Genomic DNA, 21,537 nt, shown 5'->3' with positions numbered 1-21,537 from the left:
CTGAGGCGCGACAATTGATGAAAGATCCGACGCGACCGGCGGATAAACCGGTTCTGGTGACCGATGAGGAGGGCAATGCGCTACCGGAGGAAGGCATCAGTGGAGGTGCTGGAGTGGGACAAAACAATCAGACCGGCTTTCCAAGTGTTAAGTTATCGGCAATTGTGGTTACGGAACCTGTGAAATATGCCATAATCAACAATGAGGTGGTTTATGAAGGGCAATCTTGGCGCAATGTTTTGTTAAGCCAGGTGAAGCCATACAGCATAATAATTAAGTTAAACGACCTCGAAAAAGAAATAACAATAAGTAAAACTGATTTTATTACTGAATCAAACTATGAAAATTAGGTGCGCTATCCTGATTTTTCTGACGCTAGGTTTGGCAGCATGCCAGAGCCCTAGTCGTCCGGAAATGACACAACCTGCCAAATCTGCATTGGGCAAGGCTATTGCTGAAGATGCCGGAGATAAGTCCTCTGCTGCTCCGCTACAAACGGTGCCTCAAGCCGTTGCGGAAGCATTGCGTCCAGAATTACCCGTGCAAAAAGAACGTGAGCTGTTTGGTGAGCCGCGTCTGGATATTCAGGCCAATCAGGTGGATGCCCGCACCTTCTTCTCTGGTTTGGTGAAAAACAGTCACTACAGTATCGCTATCCACCCTGACGTGCAGGGCAATATCACTCTCGACCTCAAACAAGTTCGTTTGCAAGATGTATTTGAAATCGTTAAGGAAATTTACGGTTACGATGTGCAGCAAAACGGCAATATCTATCGCGTTTTTCCATCGGGCATGCGCACCGAAACTTTCGCGGTTAACTACCTGCTGATGCAGCGAGACGGCACCAGTTCCAGTAGTGTCAGTACGGGAGGCGTATCTCAATTTGGTGGTGGTAGCGGCAATAACAACAACCTTGGCGGTGGTAACCGCAATAACAATAATAATAACGTAACCGGTGGCGCCGGTGGCAGTAACGGCACCAGTATTTCCACCACCACGCAAACTAACTTCTGGGCGCAATTGCAAACGGCATTGGTTTCCATGATAGGTGCTGAGCAAGGCCGCAGTGTCGTGGTGTCGCCGCAAGCGGGTTTAGTTTCAATAAGAGCTATGCCTGATGAGTTGCGTCAGGTGCGCAAGTTTTTACAAGCATCACAAGAAAGCGTGCAGCGCCAGGTCATTCTGGAGGCGCGCGTTATTGAGTTAACCTTGAGTGATGAGTACCAGCAGGGTATCAATTGGACGCAAATCCTGAGTCATTCTGGCAGTACTGATTTTCGCTTCAGTGCAGGTGCTAGCACGTCGGGAAATGAGATAACCGGGGCGCTGGGGGGCATATCCAGCCTTTCCTTTATCAATCAGGATTTTTCTGGGGTACTGTCTTTACTCTCTACGCAAGGCAACGTTCAGGTATTATCCAGCCCCAGAGTCACAGCGTTAAACAACCAAAAAGCAGTCATCAAGGTGGGCAGCGACGAGTACTTTGTCACGGATGTCTCTAATCAAAGCACAACCAACGCCAGTACCACATCCACGACACCCGATGTAGAGCTAACTCCCTTCTTCTCCGGTATAGCGCTGGATGTTACGCCGCAAATCGATGAACGTGGTAGCGTGCTGTTGCATGTACATCCTTCTGTTATTGAAACTGAAGAGCAGCAAAAAGTCGTGACCATTAATCAAGAAGAACTGGTTCTGCCTCTGGCTCAGAGTAACATTCGCGAATCTGATACGGTTATTCAGGCTCGCTCTGGTGAGATTGTGGTTATTGGTGGCTTGATGTCTACCAGTACCACAGACAACGTTTCTAAGACCCCATTTGTTGGTGATATCCCACTGGTGGGTAACCTGTTTCGCAACAAACGCGAAGCGGTTATTAAGCGAGAGTTGGTGATCCTCATTAAGCCCACCGTCGTCAGACAAGGCACCTGGCAGCAACAACTGAAGCAAAGTCAGGATTATATAGCTGACTGGTTGTATGTGGATTAAGCCATGTACCTGTATCATTTTGGCCTCAGGGAGTTACCTTTCACACTAACCCCCAATACCAGTTATTTCTATGGCTTGCCTTGCCACAAAGAAGCGCTGGACGTAATTTTGCACGCGCTGAAAGCCGGTGAAGGTTTTATCAAGGTGACTGGCGAGGTGGGGACTGGCAAAACTCTTATTTGCAGAAAGATTCTCAACGAATTGCCGGATCATTTTGTTACGGCCTACATCCCCAACCCTTATTTATCACCAGAAGAGCTGCGCAGGGCCGTGGCCACCGAACTCAAAGTTGATTTGAGCTCTCAGACGGATCAGCAAGAGTTTACTCAGCGAATTCAGGAAAAACTGATCGAGATCCACAAAGGAGGCAACTCCGTGGTGCTGATCATTGATGAGGCCCAAGCATTACCGAGCGAGAGCCTTGAAGTGTTGCGTTTGTTCACCAATCTTGAAACTGAATCGCGAAAGTTGCTGCAAGTGGTGCTATTTGGTCAACCCGAGTTAGACAGTAAAATAAGCAAAGGTGAATTACGTCAACTTAATCAACGTATCACCTTCAGCTATGTTTTAAAAACCATGGATCAGGATCAACTGTACCACTATCTCAAACATCGATTGAGTGTTGCAGGAAACCGCAGCGAAGAGGTCTTTAGTCGTAAAGTGTGTGCCATCCTTCACAGAGCCTGTCGAGGTACACCGCGCATTGTTAATGTGGTTGCTCACAAAGCATTGATGCTTGCCTACGGTGAAGGAAAGTCCCATGTCACTAAAGAACACGTCAAGTTAGCCGTAAAAGATACTGACGCCTGTTTACAACCAAGGTCGAATGGTGGAGTCGTTATTTTTATTGTAATTTTGGCGTTATTATTGCTTTTGGTTGTATTTAGAACTGAAATCACCAATTTTTTGACTGGAGCTGAATTGCTGTGAGTGTCGTTAATAAGATGCTAAAGGACCTGGATAACAGAGCCGCCCACGAAGATGGGGATGGCTCGGATTACCGTGAGCCTTCTGAGTCTAAACGCATTCGATATATGATTATCTTTATCGCATTGGTCGGGGTATCTGCCGCCAGCTATTTCAGTTATCGCGCTGTAGGACCTGAGTACTTTTTAGATCTTTATGCTCAGGCGAAACAAATCGTATCCGGTGAAGAGCCCAAGCAACAGCAAAGTAAAAAGGTGTCGGTAAACAGCGCACTGGACCAGATGATGCCTACTCGTGGCAACAGTACCAGCAAAGAAACCGAAGAAAAAGTTGAAACGGCGAAAGCAGGGACTTCGCCAGAAGCGAGTATTGAATCAGACAACAGTGAATCGACTACCGATAACGCGCAAGTTGCACAAGAAGTCGCTGAAGTCAGTCAGGCTCCGGAGACAGAAACCAGTCGCGAGTCCTCTGAGGCAGGCGCTGAGGCAGTCTCTCAACAAGCGGTTAATATACCTGTCCCCAATTTAAACAATGTAGTACCGGGACAGACTTTAGTGCCGGGTCAAACGGATGACTCTTTCGTTCAAGTGACCAATACCGATAGTGCTGATGCCCAAATTTCGGAATTAACCAGTCTGGCTGCGCAAGCGGTAGCAGAAAACAATGTCTCACGGGCTATAGAAATATATCGCCAGATCCTCAATATCGATTTTAAACAGCATGAAATCCGCAAAAAATTGGCGGTGCTACAGTATTCCAATGGCAATAACGGTGCGGCTAGTGTGGTTTTATCGGATGGAATTAGCATTGCACCTCAGCGGGTGGATTTTCGCTTGATGTTGGCGCGCTTGTTTTACCGCGAGAAAAAGCTGCGTGCCGCTTATACCGTATTGGAAGGGGTTGAGCCTGACGTACAGCGCAATATCGATTTTTACGGGCTTAAAGCCACAGTTGCCCAAGAGTTAGAACTCAACGCCGAATCTTCTCATCTTTATGGTCGTTTGGTTATCTTCGAACCAAACCGCGCCCAATGGTGGTTAGGATTAGCCATTTCGTTAGATCGCATGTCGCAACGAGATGGTGCGTTAAAAGCTTATGAGAATGCCGCTGATTTACGACAGTTATCAGCTTCCGCCAACGACTTTATCAGGCAGCGAATTCTCGAGCTGGGGGGCTAAATTTGAAGCCTAAGTTAAAGATGCGACTTGGGGACCTGTTGGTTCACGAGTCTGTCATCACCGATGAGCAATTGCAGCAGGCCCTGTCGGCACAGCGAGAAACAGGGCGCAAACTAGGCCAGGCATTACAAGATCTTGGTTTTGTAACCGAAAAAGGCCTGCTTACTTTCCTTGCGCAGCAGCTCAATATTCCCCTGTTAGATATTTCTCGTAAAAAGATCGATCCTGAAGTGGTGAAGCTAGTACCTGAGGTACAAGCACGTCGCTTAAAAGCTTTACCGCTGGAAGAGCGAGACAACAGCATTCTTATCGCCATGAGCGATCCGGCTGATTTATCTGTTGTTGACACCCTCTCGAATATCTTACCTAAGCCTATTGATCTGGCGATTGTGCCGGAATCACAGCTGTATCACGCCTTTGACACCTATTATCGCCGTACTGAAGAAATAGCCTCTTTTGCTCAGGCCTTGGCCTCAGAGTATGAAGACGATGAAGATTTCGATCTGGCGGATACCGGTGGTGAGGAAGAAGAAGACACCACGGTTGCCAAATTATTGCAGTCAATTTTTGAAGATGCCGTACAGATGTCTGCTTCGGATATTCACATTGAGCCAGATGAAGGCAAGTTGCGCATCCGACAGCGGGTGGATGGCGTACTGCAGGAAAGTGTTATCAACGAAAAAAACATCGCCTCAGCATTAGTTTTGCGACTGAAACTAATGTCGGGTCTGGATATTTCGGAAAAGCGTTTACCGCAAGATGGCCGCACCAACATTCGCATTAAAGGCCGCTCTATCGATGTGCGGGTATCCACCATGCCTGTACAAAACGGTGAGTCGGTGGTTATGCGTTTATTGGACCAATCGGCAGGCTTATTAACGCTTGAACAAACCGGTATGCCGGAGCGTTTATTGAAGCGTTTCAGGCAGTTATTGCATCGTCCTCATGGCATGATATTGGTTACTGGACCTACCGGCTCAGGTAAAACCACTACTTTGTACGGGGCACTGTCAGAGCTTAACCTGCCAGCCAAAAAAATTATTACCGTTGAAGACCCGGTGGAGTACCGTTTGCCACGTATCAATCAGGTACAGGTAAACAGCAAAATCGGCCTGGATTTTAAAAGCGTACTCAGAACCACATTGCGTCAGGATCCCGATATTATCATGGTGGGTGAGATGCGGGACCACGAAACCGTAGAAATAGGCTTACGTGGCGCCTTGACAGGTCACCTGGTATTATCAACCTTACACACCAATGATTCCATCAGCAGTGCGATTCGACTTCTGGACATGGGGGCCCCGGGTTACCTGGCGGCCAGTTCTTTGCGCGCCATTATCGCCCAGCGATTAGTGCGCCGTATTTGTAAAAATTGCCGGACCGAATGCCGCCCGGAAGAAGATGAGTTGTTCTGGATTGATAATATTGAAGCTGGAGCAAGACGCTTTAAATATCACAAAGGTGCGGGTTGCCAAACCTGCAACCAAACCGGATACCGCGGTCGTATTGGGGTGTTTGAGTTACTGGAAATGACGGAAGATATGATGAACGCCCTTAAAGATGCCGATACCGGGTTATTCGGGCGTACAGCCAAACGAGCTCCGGGCTATGTGCCGCTGGCTAAAAGTGCTTTGCAATATGCCAAAGTGGGACTGACCTCTATTGAGGAAGTTCTGAAACTGGTGGAAATGGTGGCTGAAGTCTCGCAAGCAGCAAAACCCAAAGCACAACCTCAAAACCCGCAGGCATCTAAGCAAGCTGTGACCAAGCAAGCCTCCGCGCCGGCGCCCAATCATAAACCAGATTTACACCAGCCCAGAAAGCCCGACTGGGGCGATAGGGATAAATCCTGATGAGGTATGTGAAGTACTTCAATATTCAGACGGTTGCTGAATTATTAAACTGTTTTTACCCGGCTAGTTGCTGTATAAGTAGCGATAATGCAACTATAGAAGGTGACCGCTTTGGCTAATTTCAGTTACTCAGCGCGAGATGCATCCGGGGCATTGGTAAAAGGCAGTATCGATGCCGCCAACCAAAATGCTGCGGCTCAGGCATTACTCGGCAGAAAACTGATCCCGGTTAAAATAACAGCCGCCAAAAAGGCCGCGCCGAAAGCCACTAAAACAAAAGAATCCGACAAGAAAAAGACCGGACTTAATATAGAGTTGTTTGTGCCAGACGTCAGCCTGGCGGATCTGGTGATTTTTTCCCGGCAAATGAACTCCTTGATGAAGGCGGGTATTCCTATTTTACGCGCGGTCAACGGTCTGGGCGAAACCACCAATTCAGTAAAAATGAAGGCCGCCCTGGAAGATGTTGCTGATCAGTTAGAGCGCGGTAGAAATTTATCCTCGGCACTGCACAATCATCCTAAAATCTTTGATCAACTGTTCTGCAGTATCGTGCACGTGGGGGAAAACACCGGGCAATTGGATATGGCCTTTTTACAGCTGGCTATCTATCTGGAAAGGGAGCAGGAAACGCGCAAACAAATCAAATCTGCCACGCGTTACCCAATGTTTGTACTCATCGCCATCGTAGCCGCACTGGTGATCATGAATATTTTTGTCATCCCCACCTTTAAGGGCATGTTTGAGAAACTGGGTGCCGATTTGCCACCCATGACTCAGTTTCTGTTAGCCATGTCGGACTTTTTTATCACCAAATGGCAGCTATTGGTGGGGGCGATTATTGGGGGATTGTTTACCTTAAAACGCTATCTCAATACTAAAGACGGTCGTACCCGCTGGGACAGGTATAAGTTACGTATGCCAGCTGTCGGCGATATTCTTGAGCGTTCGCTATTGGCGCGTTTTTGTCGCAGCTTTTCTATGATGTTGAAGGCGGGGGTGCCATTGACACACGCGCTGAATCTAACCGCAGACGCAGTAGATAACGCTTATGTTTCTGAGCGTATAGTGGGAATGCGGCAAAATATTGAAAGGGGCGAGAGTTTAGCCAGAGTTGCTGGCACCAGCGGCTTGTTTACCCCCCCTTGTCATGCAGATGATCAACGTCGGTGAAGAAACTGGTCGGGTTGATGAATTGCTGGAAGAAGTGGCAGAGTATTATGAGCGTGAAGTGGATTATGATTTAAAGACCCTCACGTCAAAAATAGAGCCGATACTCATTTCTATCGTTTCTGCAATGGTACTGGTGTTGGCGTTGGGGATATTTACTCCCATGTGGGATATGATGAGTGCCCATAAGTAGGCGGGAATAATAGGCTGTGTTTTCGCGTTTTCATCAGGCAATAACTGAAATTTACAGGGATAAAAAATTACATGGCGCAGGCTGAAGCAAGCACAAAAGGCGTTTTGATTAACTTCATTATCATCGTGATCATGTTCGTGTTGATAGCGACTTTCGTTTGGTATTTTGATAAGAATGAACCGAATGTGCAGAAAACCGCTTTGATGAATGCTGCTGACAAATTCAATAACCTGGTTATAGCAGCCCATTGGCAATGGCGTGCAAAGGGTGAACCTGAGCGCATCATGCTTGTGGATTACAATATCGATACCCAAAAGGAAACCAATCGGCTACCGGTAAAAATGAGCGATTTGGGCTGGCCAAGGGTGGAGCCTAACATGGACGGCTGTAAGAAGGTTTGGGATATGATTCTGGATATGCCGCTGCAACTGGATACCTTCAGAGTCAGAGCTGAGTTCTTCGATGGCATCAATAACGGTGGCAAGATACTGGATTCAAAATGTCGTTTTAGCATCACCGCTGGTGCTTGGTTTGATTATTATATCTACACCGGAAGGGTTCAAAAATTTGAATAATAAGGCTACACTATTGCCTTAAGGTTGTTCACTTGACGCAAAAACAAGCTGTAGTAGGGATACTGGTAAATTAGTTATACCATATCTCGTAGGTTCCTCTCATTTATCACGTTGAATCTTAAGAGATCACCATAACTTGCCGATACATAAGGATGATGGCAACACTATTGTTGTGGGATTTTTTTAACCTCAAAACAATGCTTAAGACTAAAGTAGGATGTTATTTCTACACGATTAGAGTGATCATACACCTCATACGGAGTTAAAAAGTAACCATGAATCGTTACGTCAAGATGAACAAAATAGCAAAGCAAAACGGATTTTCACTCATAGAGTTAGTGATTGTTGTAGTGGTCTTGGGTTTGCTAGCCGCGACGGCGTTACCACGTTTTTTGGATGTTACGGATGAGGCTGAAGATGCCACGGTTGAAGGTGTTGGTGGTGGTTTTGCCACCGGTGTTGGATTGATACGGGCGCAGTGGGAAATTGAAGGGCGGCCATCTGAGAACGTGAGTGCCAATGTTACCGCCGTTACGTTAGGTGGTGTGGAGATTGCCGTAGACAAAGACACCGGATATCCCACGGGCTTAGCTCTGACTAATTCCGAAGATGTAGATATTGATGAAGAAGATTGTTTGCAGGTGTTTCAGCGCATTATCCAAAGCTCCCCTACCATTACCACGGAGTGGCAGGGCGGCCAGGAAAATGCCTTCGAAGGCGTACGCTACTACACAACAGTGGCCGATGGTGCTGCCGAAGAAAACAACGACCTGTGCTATTACTATTTAACACAGACGGTGAAAAACGAAATAGCGCAGCCATCCGATGACACAGTGGGCAATGGCTTTGTGTACGACCCGCGCTTTGGCCAGGTAACGACGTTCAGTAACAATTAGGGCGTAAAAATTTTGAGTGTCAATTTATCAAGTGTGAAAAGTTGGCACCTTATTTGAATAACTCGGATAGAGTCAAAAAATTGGTGGGTTAGCAACAAGCAGTAAAAGCGACCAAAAAATAACCGGGATTTTGACCTGAATCATAGCAGTACAAGGGACTGCAATAACAATATGATTAGGGATGAAAGATTGCTAACACAAAAGAATTAATTTGAGGTTTAAACGATGAGAGTAGTAAACATGAAAACGGCAAACATGAAACAACAAAAGGGTTTTACCCTGATTGAGTTAATTATTGTAATTATTATCTTAGGTATTTTGGCGGTAACCGCGGCGCCTAAGTTTTTGGATATCAGTGAAGATGCTAACGAAGCCACCATTACCGGCGTACAAGGCGCTCTCCAGGCAGCGACTCAGCTGGTGCGCTCCAAAGGGCGTATTGATGGGGTAAACAGCTCGCAAGAATACAACAATGACGCTGACGATCAGTCTATCTTTATTGACGGCTCTGAAATATTCCTTGATGAAGGTGTTGCTGCACCCTTCGCATCCAATGTTATCAGTATGCTGGATATCAATGCAGGTACTCGTACTGCGACAACTGACGTTTTGACAGGCTTTGATTTTGTGGCTGTGATGGATGCGACTGCAGCGGAAGATGCCACTGAAGTAAGAATTTACCCAGTTAGCGAGGTAGGTACTTCTATCGATGGAACATTGGACGCAACTGCATTGTGTTATGTCAGTTATTTTTATGATGCATCCGGTGCTTCAAGTGCGCCCTCAATTTCTTTGCCATCTAGCTTTAGCTGCTCATAATTTTTGGGTAGTTGATTTTAAAAAATCAGAGTCGCTTTTGATTAGCCGCAGTGCAATATCAATAAGAAAAGACGAGGGTTATACCCTCGTCGAGCTCGTTCTGGTGGTTATATTGGTGGCCATGTTGGCGGTGTATGCCTTGCCGCGAATATTCGACACTTCAGAGATAGCTGCTACGGTATACCAAAATCGCGCTATTTCCATTTTGCGCAATATGCAAACCCGCGCCATGCAAGATACTCGCAACGATGGCTATTGTTATAAAGTCTATTTTGATACCACTAACGAAGAATTTGGTATTCCTTCCAACGATTATTCCGTTACCAATGACCAAAATCTGATCGACGCTACTTGCGCTGATAGCATTGATAAGAGTGATAGTGCCCAGTTTTTCTATGTGCCTTCTAGCGCCCTGCTGGAAGATGACATCAACCTCGAATCCAATGCCAATGATGGAACTGATATTTCCTCAATTACATTTGACACATTGGGCAGAGCCAATCAAAATGATTCATCATGTGATGGAAATTCGTCCAACGGTTACGATGGCTGTCGCATAGCGTTCATCGGAGACTCAACAGCCTATGTGTGTGTTGAGTCAGAAGGGTATATTTATGCCTGCTAGCAGTAAAAGTTTACAATCTGGTTTTTCTCTTATCGAGCTGGTTATCGGTATCACCACCTTTGCCATCGCTTTAACTATCGTCACCGGAGTGGTGGCACCACTTATTAATCGCAGCGTAGAGCCCATCTATCAGGTACGTGCCACCGAGCTGGCGCAATCCATGTTAAATGAAATTCTCGGTAAATATTACGATGATGAGTCGGACCGCAATGGTGGTCGTATTCGCTGCGATGAGGATCTCAACGATGATGGACAGTTGCGCAAGCAAGATGGGGAGATGGCTTGTTCTGCTGTTATGGGGCCAGAGCAGGGCGAAAATAGCCGTAAAGATTTTGACGATGTTGATGACTATAATGGTTATTACGAAGACGATATTTTGCAGAACTCGCTTGGTCTGGATATGGAAATCGATGGTGAGGAACTCTATTCCGAATTTGCGGTAGGAGTTACTGTTTTCTATGATAGCGACATGGACGCCATTGCCAACAGTGTAGAAATTCCAGCGCAGGAAGCCACCGGCAATATCAAATTTATTCAGGTGACTGTAACCACGCCTGATGGCGAGGACATGGTGTTCTCCTCTTTTAAGCATAATTATTGAGGTGTTGTATGAATGAACTAAACAACGCCCGACCACAAGCCTACATTTCAAAACGCCATTCTGGTTTCACGCTCGTTGAGATGGTAGCGGTAATAGTGATTTTAGGGATTGTATCACTGGGGGTGACCAACTTTATCGGCAACAGCACTCAAATGTACGTGGATACTGCTGAGCGTGACGATATTCTCTCTCGTAGCCGCTATACGGTTGAGCGTTTAAACCGTGCTATTCGCTACGCACTGCCCAACAGTATTCGCGTTGCCGCTAATCAGCCTCCAGGGCAAGATGTAAACGCCCATTGTATGGAGTACTTTCCCATTGAGTGGAGTACCTTTTACCTGTCTATTGCCACTGGTGCCGACGACCCTATCACTACCATTGAAGGGCCAGATATGGTGAGCGCATTGAATAGTGCTAATTCTGGTTACGATGACACTGACGAACAAGACCACTATGTAGTGATCTATCCCACCGATCCCGACCAGGTTTACGTTAGCGAAGCGGAGCTAACTGATGACGATGGTCGAATAGTTCGGGTGCAGGATGTCAGAGACTCCTCAAGAGATGGCTTAAAAGAAGTGGAATTTCAGGATGAGATCAGCTTTGATGAAGAGTCCACCGTAGAACGTTTTTACATTGTTAGCGACCCCATCAGCTATTGCCTGGTGCTGGAGAGTGGCAGTTACAATCTATACATGTTGACTGATTACGGCATCCTGGAAGACCAGGTCGCTGATATTGATGTGTTAGAGATAACCCATGGCGCCAGCAAAGTCCTGATGGCAGAAGATCTCACCAACGATATCAGTGAGATCACCAACGGCCAGCTTAATAACAACCGTCCGTTTGATGAAGCTCCTTTCCGCGTAGAAGATTCCCGTCTGCAACGCAATTCTATCGTTCACACACTCTTGATGTTTGAGCGCAATGACGAAGTGGTAGTGTTTAATAATGAAATTCATATGCAAAACTCGCCCTGATTTCAGCAGCCCGAAGCAACAATCGGGCAATATGCTGATGATGAGTATTTTCGCCATTGTGGTTTTGGCGTTTTTAGGCATGTCTATGGCGCAATTATTGGCCACCAGTTCCTCCAGTATTGTTTACGAAGTGTATGGCCTGCGTGCATTGAATGCTGCACGTAGCGGCCTGGATCAAAAAGTGTTGGATGTATTCTCTGAACAAACCAGTGATGCCAGCCGTTGTGATGCCGACGGCTCCGATTCGGATTTATGGGTGCAGCAGGACTTTTCCAATATTCCGGGCATGGAAAACTGCAAGGTGATAGCGCTATGTACTGTTACTGAAGTGGACGATACTAACTATTATCGCTTTGAAAGCCAGGGTATGTGTGAGTTGGAGGGCGAAGGTATCGTAGTTAGCCGTACACTCGCCATTGACGGTCGGGATGTACAGTCATGATTCGTAACAAGCAAATAGCCGTTCTTTTACTGTCGCTGTGGGCTACTTCTGCGCTGGCAAGCCAATGTGCTACCGTGTTTCAAGGTGTTTTTACCGATGCCGTAGCCAGCCATGAATCCAAAGGGAAAATCAAGTTTGAGCGGGACTCCATGATTGGTTTGTTCCGGGATAATGTGCAATACATACCGGATGGCATCATCGATGTGTTAGATATCGATGATAAAACCGATGGTACCAGCTGTGTTAATACCGGATGTGTTTCCTCGGGAAGTTTGGCCGATAGCTTCAGTTTGGGTGATTTTCAGGACAGTGACGGTAGCAACGTCACCATCAATAAGAATAGTTCCGGTGAGCTTCCGGCAGGGGATTACAAAAACGTAGTTCTTAAAGAAAACGCCCAGATAAGATTTACCACTTCCAATGGTATTTATCGCATTAAAAAGCTGGAGATGGAAAAGAACAGTTTTGCTACCTTTTCCAGCGGTCTCTATTACATTGACGACTTTACCGTAAAGGAAGGTGGGCAAATTGTACACGGCGGTGGCGATACTACCGTTATCCATGCGGATAATAACATCAATTTCGAGCGCAATGCTGCTATCAATTCCTGGTCTTCTGCCAGCAAATTTTTTATCTACGCTGAAAAAGACGTACACCTCAAAGAAGGGGTGAATTACAAAGGCTTTATCTACTCCGACAAGCACATAGAAATGGAGCGTGATTCCGTTGTTCGCGGCGCGCTGAATGGTGACGACATCCATATTAAGGACAGTGCCATTGTGTACTACGACGAGACGGAAGTCGCCTATTTGACAGGATGTGGCCAGGATGATGGACCAGACCCGGATGAACCCTTACCGGACCCCATTGCCCACTGGCCCTTAGATCTTTGCCCGGTTAATGGCAATACCATTGCTGTTCCCGATGCTGTGGGCAGTGTCGATGGCGTAACTATTGGTGGTGCAAGCAGCGACAGCGAAGCGCAATATTGTCAGGGAGTGAGCTTTGATGGTGTTTCCGGTCATGTGAACATACCTCATGACAATAGCTTTGCTCTTGAAGAAGGCAGTTTGTCTTTCTGGTTTAAAACATCAAATGCCAATTATCCCGGAGATGCTGGTGGACGGGGTCAGGCGATATTGTCTAAAGACTCTCGTGGTCGCGATGATGGCGGTAGCCTCACATTTTGGATCTACGAGCCGGGCGACACCCGCATAAGAGCTCGCTATCAATCTGAAGATTATAGCTACAATATGTTCTCCACTACTCAGGTAGTGAACGATACTTGGTATCACGTTACTTACACTTGGGGTGGCGAGGGCATGCAGTTGTATGTCAATGGCACACTGGAAGACTCTCGGTCGGAAACCTACGGCATAGAGGACAACCCAGAACCCATTATATTAGGAGCCAGTGCGCACCGCTCCGGCAACAATAGCTCGGATCCCGATGACCTTTACGATCATTTTGTCGGTAGCATGGATGATGTACGTTTATTTGATGCGCAGCTCAGTCAAAGCCAGGTGGACGAATTGGTCGGATTATCTGCCTATAGCTGTGAAGAATGTGAAAACCCTGAGCCGGAGCCTGATCCGGTTTTAGTAGGGCACTGGAAAAACAACCTCTGTTCTTTAACAGGCGCTGCGGATGAAGTGATCGATTCGGTTAGCAGCAATCACGGTCAGGCGCTGGATGGTACCAGCATCGAAGACGACGGAAAGTTCTGCCAGAGCTTGAAGTTTAATGGCGTGGATGCTCATGTGAATATTCCCAACGCTGAAGAGTTTGATCTGGACTCGGGAACACTGTCTTTTTGGTTTAAAGCTGAAGACTTATCTCACAGCAGTGATTCTGGCCAAGGTGGTCAGGGCTTGTTTTCTAAAGATTCCAGTGGCTGGGATAGCGGCGGACATCACCTGACTATCTGGCTGCAGAGCAGCGGCCAAATTCGGGCAAGACACCAGACAACGGATTCCAGTGACGATAAAAATCTTTATACCGATACCGGGGCGATAAGCGAAAACACCTGGTATCACCTGGTTTACAGCTGGGGTAGTTATGGTATGAAGATGTACCTCAATGGCACGTTAGTGGATAGCAATGTTGACAATCGCGGCTGGTCGGGAAATCCTGAACCTATTACCTTGGGCGCCAATGCCTGGGTCACCGAAAACAACGGTTCCAGCAGCCAATACTTGAAAGATAAATTCCTGGGTGAGATGGACGATTTACGCGTTTACGAGGGGCAGTTGGATGACAATGCTGTTTCTGAACTTTACGCTGAAGAGAACGCCGACAGCTGTGAAGAGTGTGTTGATCCTGAACCTGTTCTGGTGGGACATTGGAAAAATAATGTCTGTAGCATAAATGGCACTGAAGGCGAGGTGGTTGACGCCGTTGCTGGAAATCATGGTCAATCGGTGGATGGAGCAGATATCGATAACGACGGCAAATTCTGTCAAGCATTAGAGTTTGACGGTGAAGATGCCAATGTATTGATCCCTCATGCAGAAACCTTTGAGCTGGCGAGTGGCTCTCTCTCTTTTTGGTTTAAAGCCGAAGATTTAAGTCACAGTAAAGATCTTGGTCAGGGTGGTCAGGGCCTGTTCTCCAAAGATTCTAGTGGTTGGGATGCCGGTGGTGATCATCTGACAATCTGGCTAAACAGCAATGGTTCCATTCGCGCTCGACATCAGATTTACAACAACAGTTCCCAAGACAAAAATGTCTACGCCGCTTCTGGTTCTGTTACGGCCAATCAGTGGTACCACCTGGTTTACACTTGGGGCAACGAAGGCATGCACATGTATTTGAATGGTGCAGAGGTAGACAGCGATTCCAGTACCCGTGGTTTAGCGGGGAACCCGGAGCCCATCATATTGGGTGCAAACGCTTGGGTTACAGAAAACTATGGCTCCTCCAGTGAGTATCTTAAAGACAAGTTTAAGGGGCAAATTGATGATCTGCGCATGTATGATGGTCAGTTAGATGGTGATGATGTCAGCGAACTGTATGTACTGGAAAATCCTGATTCCTGTGAGGAATGTGAAGCACCTGATCCGGTATTGGTTGCCCACTATGGTGGCGATGTCTGTACCCTAAATGGTGATGGCGGCAGTTATGTGGATATCGAAAATGGCTACAACGGTATTTACATGGACGGGGTTACAACTGCAGCGGGTAAATTCTGTAATGCCGTGGGATTTGCAGGTATTGATGAGCATATCAATATTCCTCACAGAGACGCATTTGCGATTGAGCAAGGGGCTATCTCTCTTTGGATAAATGTACCAGAACTGGATTACGCCAATATCGACGACAGTATTCACGCGGGACAAGCCATCTTCTCCAAAGATTCGCAAGGAACTGATAATGGCGGTCAACACCTTACTATGTTTGTTAAATCCGACGGTGCCATTCGAGTCAGACATCAAACCAGTGGTGAAAATGAAATTGTTTCAGCGGCTAATGTTATTCAAGAAGGTCAATGGCACCACATTTTGTATTCTTGGGGGGATAGCGGTAAGCGGTTGTATATCGATGGTCAGTTACGAGATAGCGACAGCGGCGCGTCGCAAGGCATCGCCACTAACCCCGAACCTATTATTTTAGGGGCTAATGCTTCCACCACCGGCAATGGGGTGTCAGAGCCGTCGAAATTAGATAACTGGTACAAAGGTAGTATTGATGATCTGCGCATCTACGGTGATGCGCAACCTGATGATGAATTTGTAACAGCTTTGTATGAGCAAGACTATGCCTGCGCCGCTTGTGATACGACTTTGGCACATTATAAATTTGAAGGTGCTAGCAATGTTGCGTTGAACGACGAAAATGGCGCTTTCAATGGCACGGATTACATTAGCAATGGCACTGATCTGAGCTTTCTGCACGGTAATGGTGGAAGTTTACTGGGTTCCTGTCAGGTGGTTTCTATCCCGAGAAACGACAGCGGTTCAGCGCAAAATGCAGTTGATACCGGCATTAACCCCAAAAATGATATAGGGGCAAAAGGTACGATATCCTTCTGGTATCAGGCCAATGAATCTTGGGTTAATGGTCGTGCCAGACAGTTGTTTGATGCGTCTAACTCAGCCATTTATTTTTACGGCACCATTACCAACGACGGCAAGATCTTATTTGGTATGGAAGACCAGGCCGACCGAGATGCCAGGATATATACTGCTTACGCCGTAAACTATCCGGTAGGCACTTGGGTGCATCTGGCATTCACATGGGATTTGGACGCCCGTGAAATGAAGATTTACGTCAATGGTGTTGTGCAATCCACAACAGGTGGCGTGCCCTCAGATATGAGCAACGTGCTGGGTAATATGAATTCACTGTTCATCGGTGACAATCGCCACACCACTTATTTCCCCGAAGCTACTGGCAATTCAGCGGACGGGCAGTTTGATGATGTTCGTGTCTATCGACTGGTGCAAGGTTCAGCCAACATCTTACAAGACATGGCCGAGTTATCGCCGTGTGCGATTTCGGTACATCACTATCAGATTGAGTACGAGAGTCCTGCTTCCATTTGTTCTGATACGGAAATTACCGTAAAAGCATGTCAGGATGAGACCTGCAGCCTATTGGTACCCGGTACCCAGCTCGTTGCTTTACAGTATGAGTCGGATGGTCAATATAGAATAATAGATAGCTCGTTAACTTTGGTAAACGGTGTCGCCGTTGTAGATAACTGGACGCGTAATAACGTTGAAGTTGGACGTCTCATGATAGCTTCTGCCTCTCCTGCTGCAAGCAATGGCTATAGCTGCTCACAATCAAATTGTGAAATTAGTTTTGATTACATCCTTGATATCATTTTCCGCGATGAAAGCGGTGACTCAGATGCCATTCCTGCACAAATAGCTCAACAAACTTTCTCTACGGGCAGCAACGCAGTTATTGTCAAATCGCCTGATACATGCCCGGCTCTGGAAAATCCCGTTGCGCTAGAAGTCGCGGTGGAATGCATCAACCCAGCTACCTGTTCAGGCAATACATTTGAAATTAGCAGTGGTGGCACGACTCTGTCGTTAAGTCCCAGTGATAGTGGAGAGGCGCTAAATTACACCACCGTGTCCAATATGTTCAATGGCGTTGAAATGCAACTCAATGATTTGAAGTTTAATGATGTGGGCGAAATCAAATTACACGTCAGGGCTGCAGGTGTTTCAGCGGAACAGCAGTTTACGGTCAAACCCGCATGGCTTGAGCTTAGTAGCAATATCGGAGACACCCATGTTGCCGGTGAAGACTTTGAATTCAATGTTACTGCTTATGGTGCTGAAGGTGATGTAGTACCTAACTACGTTCCCGGTGAGTTGGCGTTTTCCATGGAACGTTACACGCCAGAAGAGGTAGCGGAAAATCGTGCCAACCTCACCATCACTAACCCGAATGATAATCAAGATATTATCAACATTCTGGATGATGGTATTCTCACTCAGTTTGGCAATAATGTTTTTACTTCTGCGCAGCCTATATTTTCAAACGGTGTATCTTCATCTTTAGTAGCTAGTATGGACGAGGTTGGTCAGTTTGCGATTGATGTCAGAGATAACGATTATTTGGATACTGGCGTGATCAATAGCCTGTTAGTGAAAAATGGCAATACACAATTAAGTGACTATGTCTTTACCAGGTTCATTCCCGGCTACCTCGCACTGGAAACTACCTTTGATTATGCACCCTATTGCGGTAGCTTCACCTATCGAGGGGATGTAATCCCATCTTATGATGAGATTAATGATACCACGCCGCATATACTGCAATTCACTGCGAAAAACGCTAAAAATGCGGTAACCACCTACTATGATGCGGTTTCCGGAGGTTCGTTCAGATTTGATGCTGACAATCAGTTCGCATCAAGACAGTACAGCACTGATGATAACAGCGTAAGTAGCTCTTTGGGTAATGTAGAGTTTGATATAGGTGATATGTCTGACGGTACCTTCAGCTTTATGATGAGAAACGACAACATCCTGTTTAATAAAGTCAGTAGCCCAACATTACCGGTTAGCACTGGAGCCGACGAAGGTAATACCAATATTCAGTTCTTGCTATCTGCCGATGCATTGAAAGATCTGGATGGCGTTGGCGTGAAAAACTTGTATGTTGATGCCGGTTGGGCTGAGTTAACAGTCGATGCTGTCATGCAGGGGATCGAAATTCGTGAAGGGCGTTTCAGGGTGGTGAATGCGGTTTCCACAGAAACATCTTTAGAAGTGATCTTCGAAGCACAGTATTATGCTCCGGTTGAGGAAAGCGACGCTGGTACCTGGAAAACTAATGCATTGGATAGTTGTAGTAGCTTTAGCGCAGACCAGATCAAAATATTAAATGTTAGCAATGGTATTTCCGGTACGCCCTCCATTACTGGTAGCGGCACCTTAGATGCTGGATTAGGTGATGGAGTGTCAGCTATGACTCTGTCGGTTACCTTCGCTGATGATGAAAATCCGACAGGAGCGGTATTCCTTGGCTATGACATTGAGGACGAGTTCGACTTTATGGAGTATCAGTGGTGTGATGCTGAGAGCTATGACAGCAACATGGAAACTTTAGCCTGTACCAATCCTGCAGCTGAATTTGTGTTTGGCTTAGTTCGCGGTAATGACAGAGTTATTCACTGGCGAGAAGTTTTATAACTACACAAACTGGGTTGCGCAGATGTGAAGAAACGCGAATTTGCAGACATATTCGCGTTTTTTTTACGCGTATTAAAATAAATACCTGAATATAGGCTACTTCTGTGGTCATATCTGTTGCTGATCAAGCGGCACGTTGGTAAAGTTAGCGCCATAACATGCCATAACAATACTTGCTAAAAAGGAACCGGACCTTCCATGTTTAAGAAACTCCGCGGAATGTTCTCCAACGACCTTTCCATCGACCTCGGTACTGCTAATACTCTGATCTATGTTAAAGATCGCGGGATAGTACTTAATGAACCCTCAGTAGTAGCGATTCGTCAAGAGCGCGCTGGCGGACCTAAAAGCGTTGCATCAGTGGGTGCTGCGGCGAAAAGAATGCTGGGCAGGACTCCGGGTAATATAAAAGCTATTCGCCCCATGAAAGACGGTGTTATTGCCGATTTTTATGTGACTGAAAAAATGTTGCAGCACTTCATAAAGCAAGTACACGATAACAATTTTTTAAGACCAAGCCCGCGGGTATTGGTGTGTGTTCCTTGTGGTTCCACCCAAGTAGAGCGCCGTGCCATCAGAGAATCTGCATTGGGCGCAGGCGCGCGAGAAGTGTATTTGATTGACGAACCCATGGCCGCCGCAATAGGTGCGGGTTTACCTGTTTCAGAAGCGACGGGTTCTATGGTAGTGGATATCGGAGGTGGTACCACAGAAGTGGCGATCATTTCTTTGAACGGTGTAGTTTACTCATCTTCGGTACGTATCGGTGGTGATAAATTTGACGAAGCTATTATTAGTTATATTCGTCGTAACTTTGGTTCACTGATCGGTGAAGCAACCGCAGAGCGAATCAAACACGAAATCGGTGCCGCCTATCCCGGTGAGGAAGTGCGCGAAATTGAAGTGCGTGGCCGTAATCTGGCAGAAGGTGTTCCCAGAGGCTTTACTCTTAATAGCAACGAAATTCTGGAAGCTTTACAAGAGCCACTAACGGGTATCGTATCTGCGGTAATGGTGGCACTTGAGCAATCACCACCAGAGTTGGCGTCTGATATCTCGGAGCGCGGTATGGTGCTAACCGGCGGTGGTGCGTTGTTAAAAGACCTCGACCGTCTGTTGATGGAAGAAACGGGAATTCCTGTCGTTATCGCTGATGATCCACTTACCTGCGTAGCACGCGGCGGTGGTAAAGCATTCGAAATGATCGATATGCACGGCGGTGACTTGTTCACCTATGAATAACTAACAAGAGGGCCGAAGGTCCTCTTCTTTTATCAGGCACTTTGACCTTTCATGGAAACTATCTTCTTAAGAGGTCCATCTCTTAACATTCGTTTGGTAATTGCCATTGTTTTATCCGTGGTGTTGATGGTTTTGGACCATCGACTGGATAGCTTTAGCAGTGCCCGCATTTTCCTCAATAGCCTGGTTGCCCCTATCCAATATGCTGCCAATCTACCTGGAGCAATGCTCAACTGGACATCCACCAATCTCACCACGCAGCAACAATTGCTGGAGGAAAATGAGCGCCTGACGCGCGAAAACGTATTGTTGAGCGAGCAAATTCAGCAGAACAACTTTTTGCGCCAGGAGAATGAGCATTTACGGGCTTTGTTAGGCTCAGTTTCTGAGCAGGGTGTGCGTAAAATGATAGCCGAAGTGATGGCTATCGATAACAACCCCTACAGCCATCAGTTAGTGATCAATAAAGGTACCATTAATGGCGTCTACGAAGGTCAAGCTGTACTGGACGAACACGGCGTAGTGGGCCAGGTACTGCATGTAGCCACTACCAATAGTCGTATATTGTTGATTTCAGATATTACCCACGCAGTACCGACTCGGCTGCTTAAAAACAATGTTCAGTTGATTGTCACCGGAACGGGGAATCTCACTGAACTGACGCTGGAGCACGTGGCCCACAGTACCGACCTGACCGTCGGAGACATGTTGATTTCATCGGGCTTAGGGAATGTCTTCCCACAAGGCTATCCGGTGGCGGAAATTAGTGAAGTGATCCGCGATGAATCTCGACCATTCGCTTACGTCAAAGCCAAACCTGTCGCTAAACTCGACAGGTTGAAGTACCTTTTATTGTTGTGGCCGGAATCGTCACAAGTAGCGGAGGCAAGTGAGTAATGTTTGCCTTAAAGCACTATGTTATCGGTTTGAGTATTCTTGTGGCTTTGTTGCTCCAGGTTATGCCAATGCCGCCATTGGTGGATCCTTATCGCCCTGATTGGCTGATGCTGGTCATCGCTTATTGGACCCTGGCGTTACCCCACAGAGTGAGTATCGGGGTAGCCTTTCTCAATGGCTTAATACTGGATATCTTACTGGGCACGACACTTGGAGTGCATAGTCTGGCGTTAACCGCGGTGACCTACGTGTTGGCCATGAATTACCAGCGTTTGCGCAATTATTCAGTATGGCAGCAAGCTATCATCGTGGGATTAATCGCGGCGCTGTATCACTTGCTGATATTCTGGTTGTTGCGTTTACTTAACGATATTGACTTTATCTTCGCCTACATGTGGCCAGTATTTACCTCCATGCTTATCTGGCCATGGGTATTTTCACTATTGCGTAAACTCCGCCGGCAGTTTCGCATCACCTGATTAATTCTGGGT

General features: G+C 46.7%; 16 protein-coding genes and 1 pseudogene. All 17 read left to right on the top strand.

From position 1 onward, the window contains the following. Window positions 1-17: 17 nt before the first annotated feature. A complete protein-coding gene (locus AABA75_RS18510) occupies window positions 18-350 on the top strand; it encodes a hypothetical protein (RefSeq protein ID WP_338294213.1) in 333 nt (110 codons plus the stop codon). Continuing rightward, entirely contained in the window at window positions 340-1,989 is a 1,650-nt protein-coding gene (mshL, locus tag AABA75_RS18505) for a pilus (MSHA type) biogenesis protein MshL (RefSeq protein ID WP_338294212.1), read from the top strand. Before AABA75_RS18510 ends, mshL begins: the two co-directional genes overlap by 11 nt. Before the next feature lie 3 nt (window positions 1,990-1,992). Beyond that, window positions 1,993-2,919 carry an ExeA family protein gene (locus tag AABA75_RS18500; RefSeq protein ID WP_338294211.1) on the top strand — a complete coding sequence of 309 codons (927 nt, stop codon included), beginning with the start codon at window positions 1,993-1,995 and terminating at the stop codon, window positions 2,917-2,919. After that, the gene (locus AABA75_RS18495) at window positions 2,916-4,097 is read left to right on the top strand and encodes a hypothetical protein (RefSeq protein ID WP_338294210.1); all 1,182 of its coding nucleotides are present in this window, start codon (window positions 2,916-2,918) and stop codon (window positions 4,095-4,097) included. Before AABA75_RS18500 ends, AABA75_RS18495 begins: the two co-directional genes overlap by 4 nt. A gap of 2 nt (window positions 4,098-4,099) precedes the next feature. Next, window positions 4,100-5,950: a GspE/PulE family protein gene (locus tag AABA75_RS18490; protein WP_338294209.1), complete on the top strand. Its 1,851-nt coding sequence runs from the start codon at window positions 4,100-4,102 to the stop codon at window positions 5,948-5,950. 111 nt (window positions 5,951-6,061) lie between these two features. Continuing rightward, window positions 6,062-7,313, top strand: a pseudogene (locus AABA75_RS18485) (type II secretion system F family protein). Window positions 7,314-7,384: 71 nt separating this feature from the next. After that, complete coding sequence (locus AABA75_RS18480; protein ID WP_338294208.1) at window positions 7,385-7,888, top strand: hypothetical protein; 504 nt, start codon at window positions 7,385-7,387, stop codon at window positions 7,886-7,888. A 275-nt stretch (window positions 7,889-8,163) separates the two neighbouring features. Continuing rightward, window positions 8,164-8,784, top strand: a complete 621-nt coding sequence (locus AABA75_RS18475; RefSeq protein ID WP_338294207.1) for a prepilin-type N-terminal cleavage/methylation domain-containing protein — start codon at window positions 8,164-8,166, stop codon at window positions 8,782-8,784. 255 nt (window positions 8,785-9,039) lie between these two features. Then, entirely contained in the window at window positions 9,040-9,603 is a 564-nt protein-coding gene (locus AABA75_RS18470; protein ID WP_338294206.1) for a prepilin-type N-terminal cleavage/methylation domain-containing protein, read from the top strand. Between the two features lie 37 nt (window positions 9,604-9,640). Beyond that, entirely contained in the window at window positions 9,641-10,228 is a 588-nt protein-coding gene (locus AABA75_RS18465; RefSeq protein ID WP_338294205.1) for a prepilin-type N-terminal cleavage/methylation domain-containing protein, read from the top strand. After that, on the top strand, window positions 10,218-10,829 hold the full coding sequence (locus AABA75_RS18460; protein WP_338294204.1) for a type IV pilus modification PilV family protein: 612 nt from the start codon (window positions 10,218-10,220) through the stop codon (window positions 10,827-10,829). The genes AABA75_RS18465 and AABA75_RS18460 overlap by 11 nt, the downstream gene beginning before the upstream one ends. Window positions 10,830-10,837: 8 nt before the next feature. Beyond that, window positions 10,838-11,809 carry a PilW family protein gene (locus AABA75_RS18455; RefSeq protein ID WP_338294203.1) on the top strand — a complete coding sequence of 324 codons (972 nt, stop codon included), beginning with the start codon at window positions 10,838-10,840 and terminating at the stop codon, window positions 11,807-11,809. Beyond that, complete coding sequence (locus AABA75_RS18450; RefSeq protein WP_338294202.1) at window positions 11,781-12,251, top strand: type II secretory pathway protein; 471 nt, start codon at window positions 11,781-11,783, stop codon at window positions 12,249-12,251. Before AABA75_RS18455 ends, AABA75_RS18450 begins: the two co-directional genes overlap by 29 nt. Continuing rightward, the gene (locus tag AABA75_RS18445) at window positions 12,248-18,907 is read left to right on the top strand and encodes a LamG domain-containing protein (RefSeq protein WP_338294201.1); all 6,660 of its coding nucleotides are present in this window, start codon (window positions 12,248-12,250) and stop codon (window positions 18,905-18,907) included. Before AABA75_RS18450 ends, AABA75_RS18445 begins: the two co-directional genes overlap by 4 nt. Window positions 18,908-19,105: 198 nt before the next feature. Then, entirely contained in the window at window positions 19,106-20,149 is a 1,044-nt protein-coding gene (locus AABA75_RS18440; RefSeq protein ID WP_229531281.1) for a rod shape-determining protein, read from the top strand. 51 nt (window positions 20,150-20,200) lie between these two features. Next, on the top strand, window positions 20,201-21,046 hold the full coding sequence (gene mreC / locus AABA75_RS18435) for a rod shape-determining protein MreC (protein ID WP_338294200.1): 846 nt from the start codon (window positions 20,201-20,203) through the stop codon (window positions 21,044-21,046). Continuing rightward, window positions 21,046-21,525 (top strand): rod shape-determining protein MreD, encoded by a 480-nt coding sequence (gene mreD / locus AABA75_RS18430; protein ID WP_338294199.1) that lies wholly within the window; start codon window positions 21,046-21,048, stop codon window positions 21,523-21,525. Before mreC ends, mreD begins: the two co-directional genes overlap by 1 nt. Window positions 21,526-21,537 lie beyond the last annotated feature (12 nt).

This window comes from Planctobacterium marinum (genome assembly GCF_036322805.1).
GTDB classification, from domain to species: Bacteria; Pseudomonadota; Gammaproteobacteria; order Enterobacterales; family Alteromonadaceae; genus Planctobacterium; species Planctobacterium marinum_A.
Note: the sequence above shows the minus strand (reverse complement) of the source record. Positions and strands in the feature narration are given on the sequence as shown.

Coding starts and splice junctions, on each gene's coding strand:
- mshL (WP_338294212.1), top strand. CDS start 340: ATGAAAATTAGGTGCGCTATCCTGATTTTTCTGACGCTAGGTTTGGCA.
- AABA75_RS18455 (WP_338294203.1), top strand. CDS start 10,838: ATGAATGAACTAAACAACGCCCGACCACAAGCCTACATTTCAAAACGC.
- AABA75_RS18475 (WP_338294207.1), top strand. CDS start 8,164: ATGAATCGTTACGTCAAGATGAACAAAATAGCAAAGCAAAACGGATTT.
- mreC (WP_338294200.1), top strand. CDS start 20,201: ATGGAAACTATCTTCTTAAGAGGTCCATCTCTTAACATTCGTTTGGTA.
- AABA75_RS18510 (WP_338294213.1), top strand. CDS start 18: ATGAAAGATCCGACGCGACCGGCGGATAAACCGGTTCTGGTGACCGAT.
- mreD (WP_338294199.1), top strand. CDS start 21,046: ATGTTTGCCTTAAAGCACTATGTTATCGGTTTGAGTATTCTTGTGGCT.
- AABA75_RS18500 (WP_338294211.1), top strand. CDS start 1,993: ATGTACCTGTATCATTTTGGCCTCAGGGAGTTACCTTTCACACTAACC.
- AABA75_RS18470 (WP_338294206.1), top strand. CDS start 9,040: ATGAAACAACAAAAGGGTTTTACCCTGATTGAGTTAATTATTGTAATT.
- AABA75_RS18445 (WP_338294201.1), top strand. CDS start 12,248: ATGATTCGTAACAAGCAAATAGCCGTTCTTTTACTGTCGCTGTGGGCT.
- AABA75_RS18440 (WP_229531281.1), top strand. CDS start 19,106: ATGTTTAAGAAACTCCGCGGAATGTTCTCCAACGACCTTTCCATCGAC.
- AABA75_RS18450 (WP_338294202.1), top strand. CDS start 11,781: ATGAAATTCATATGCAAAACTCGCCCTGATTTCAGCAGCCCGAAGCAA.
- AABA75_RS18460 (WP_338294204.1), top strand. CDS start 10,218: ATGCCTGCTAGCAGTAAAAGTTTACAATCTGGTTTTTCTCTTATCGAG.
- AABA75_RS18480 (WP_338294208.1), top strand. CDS start 7,385: ATGGCGCAGGCTGAAGCAAGCACAAAAGGCGTTTTGATTAACTTCATT.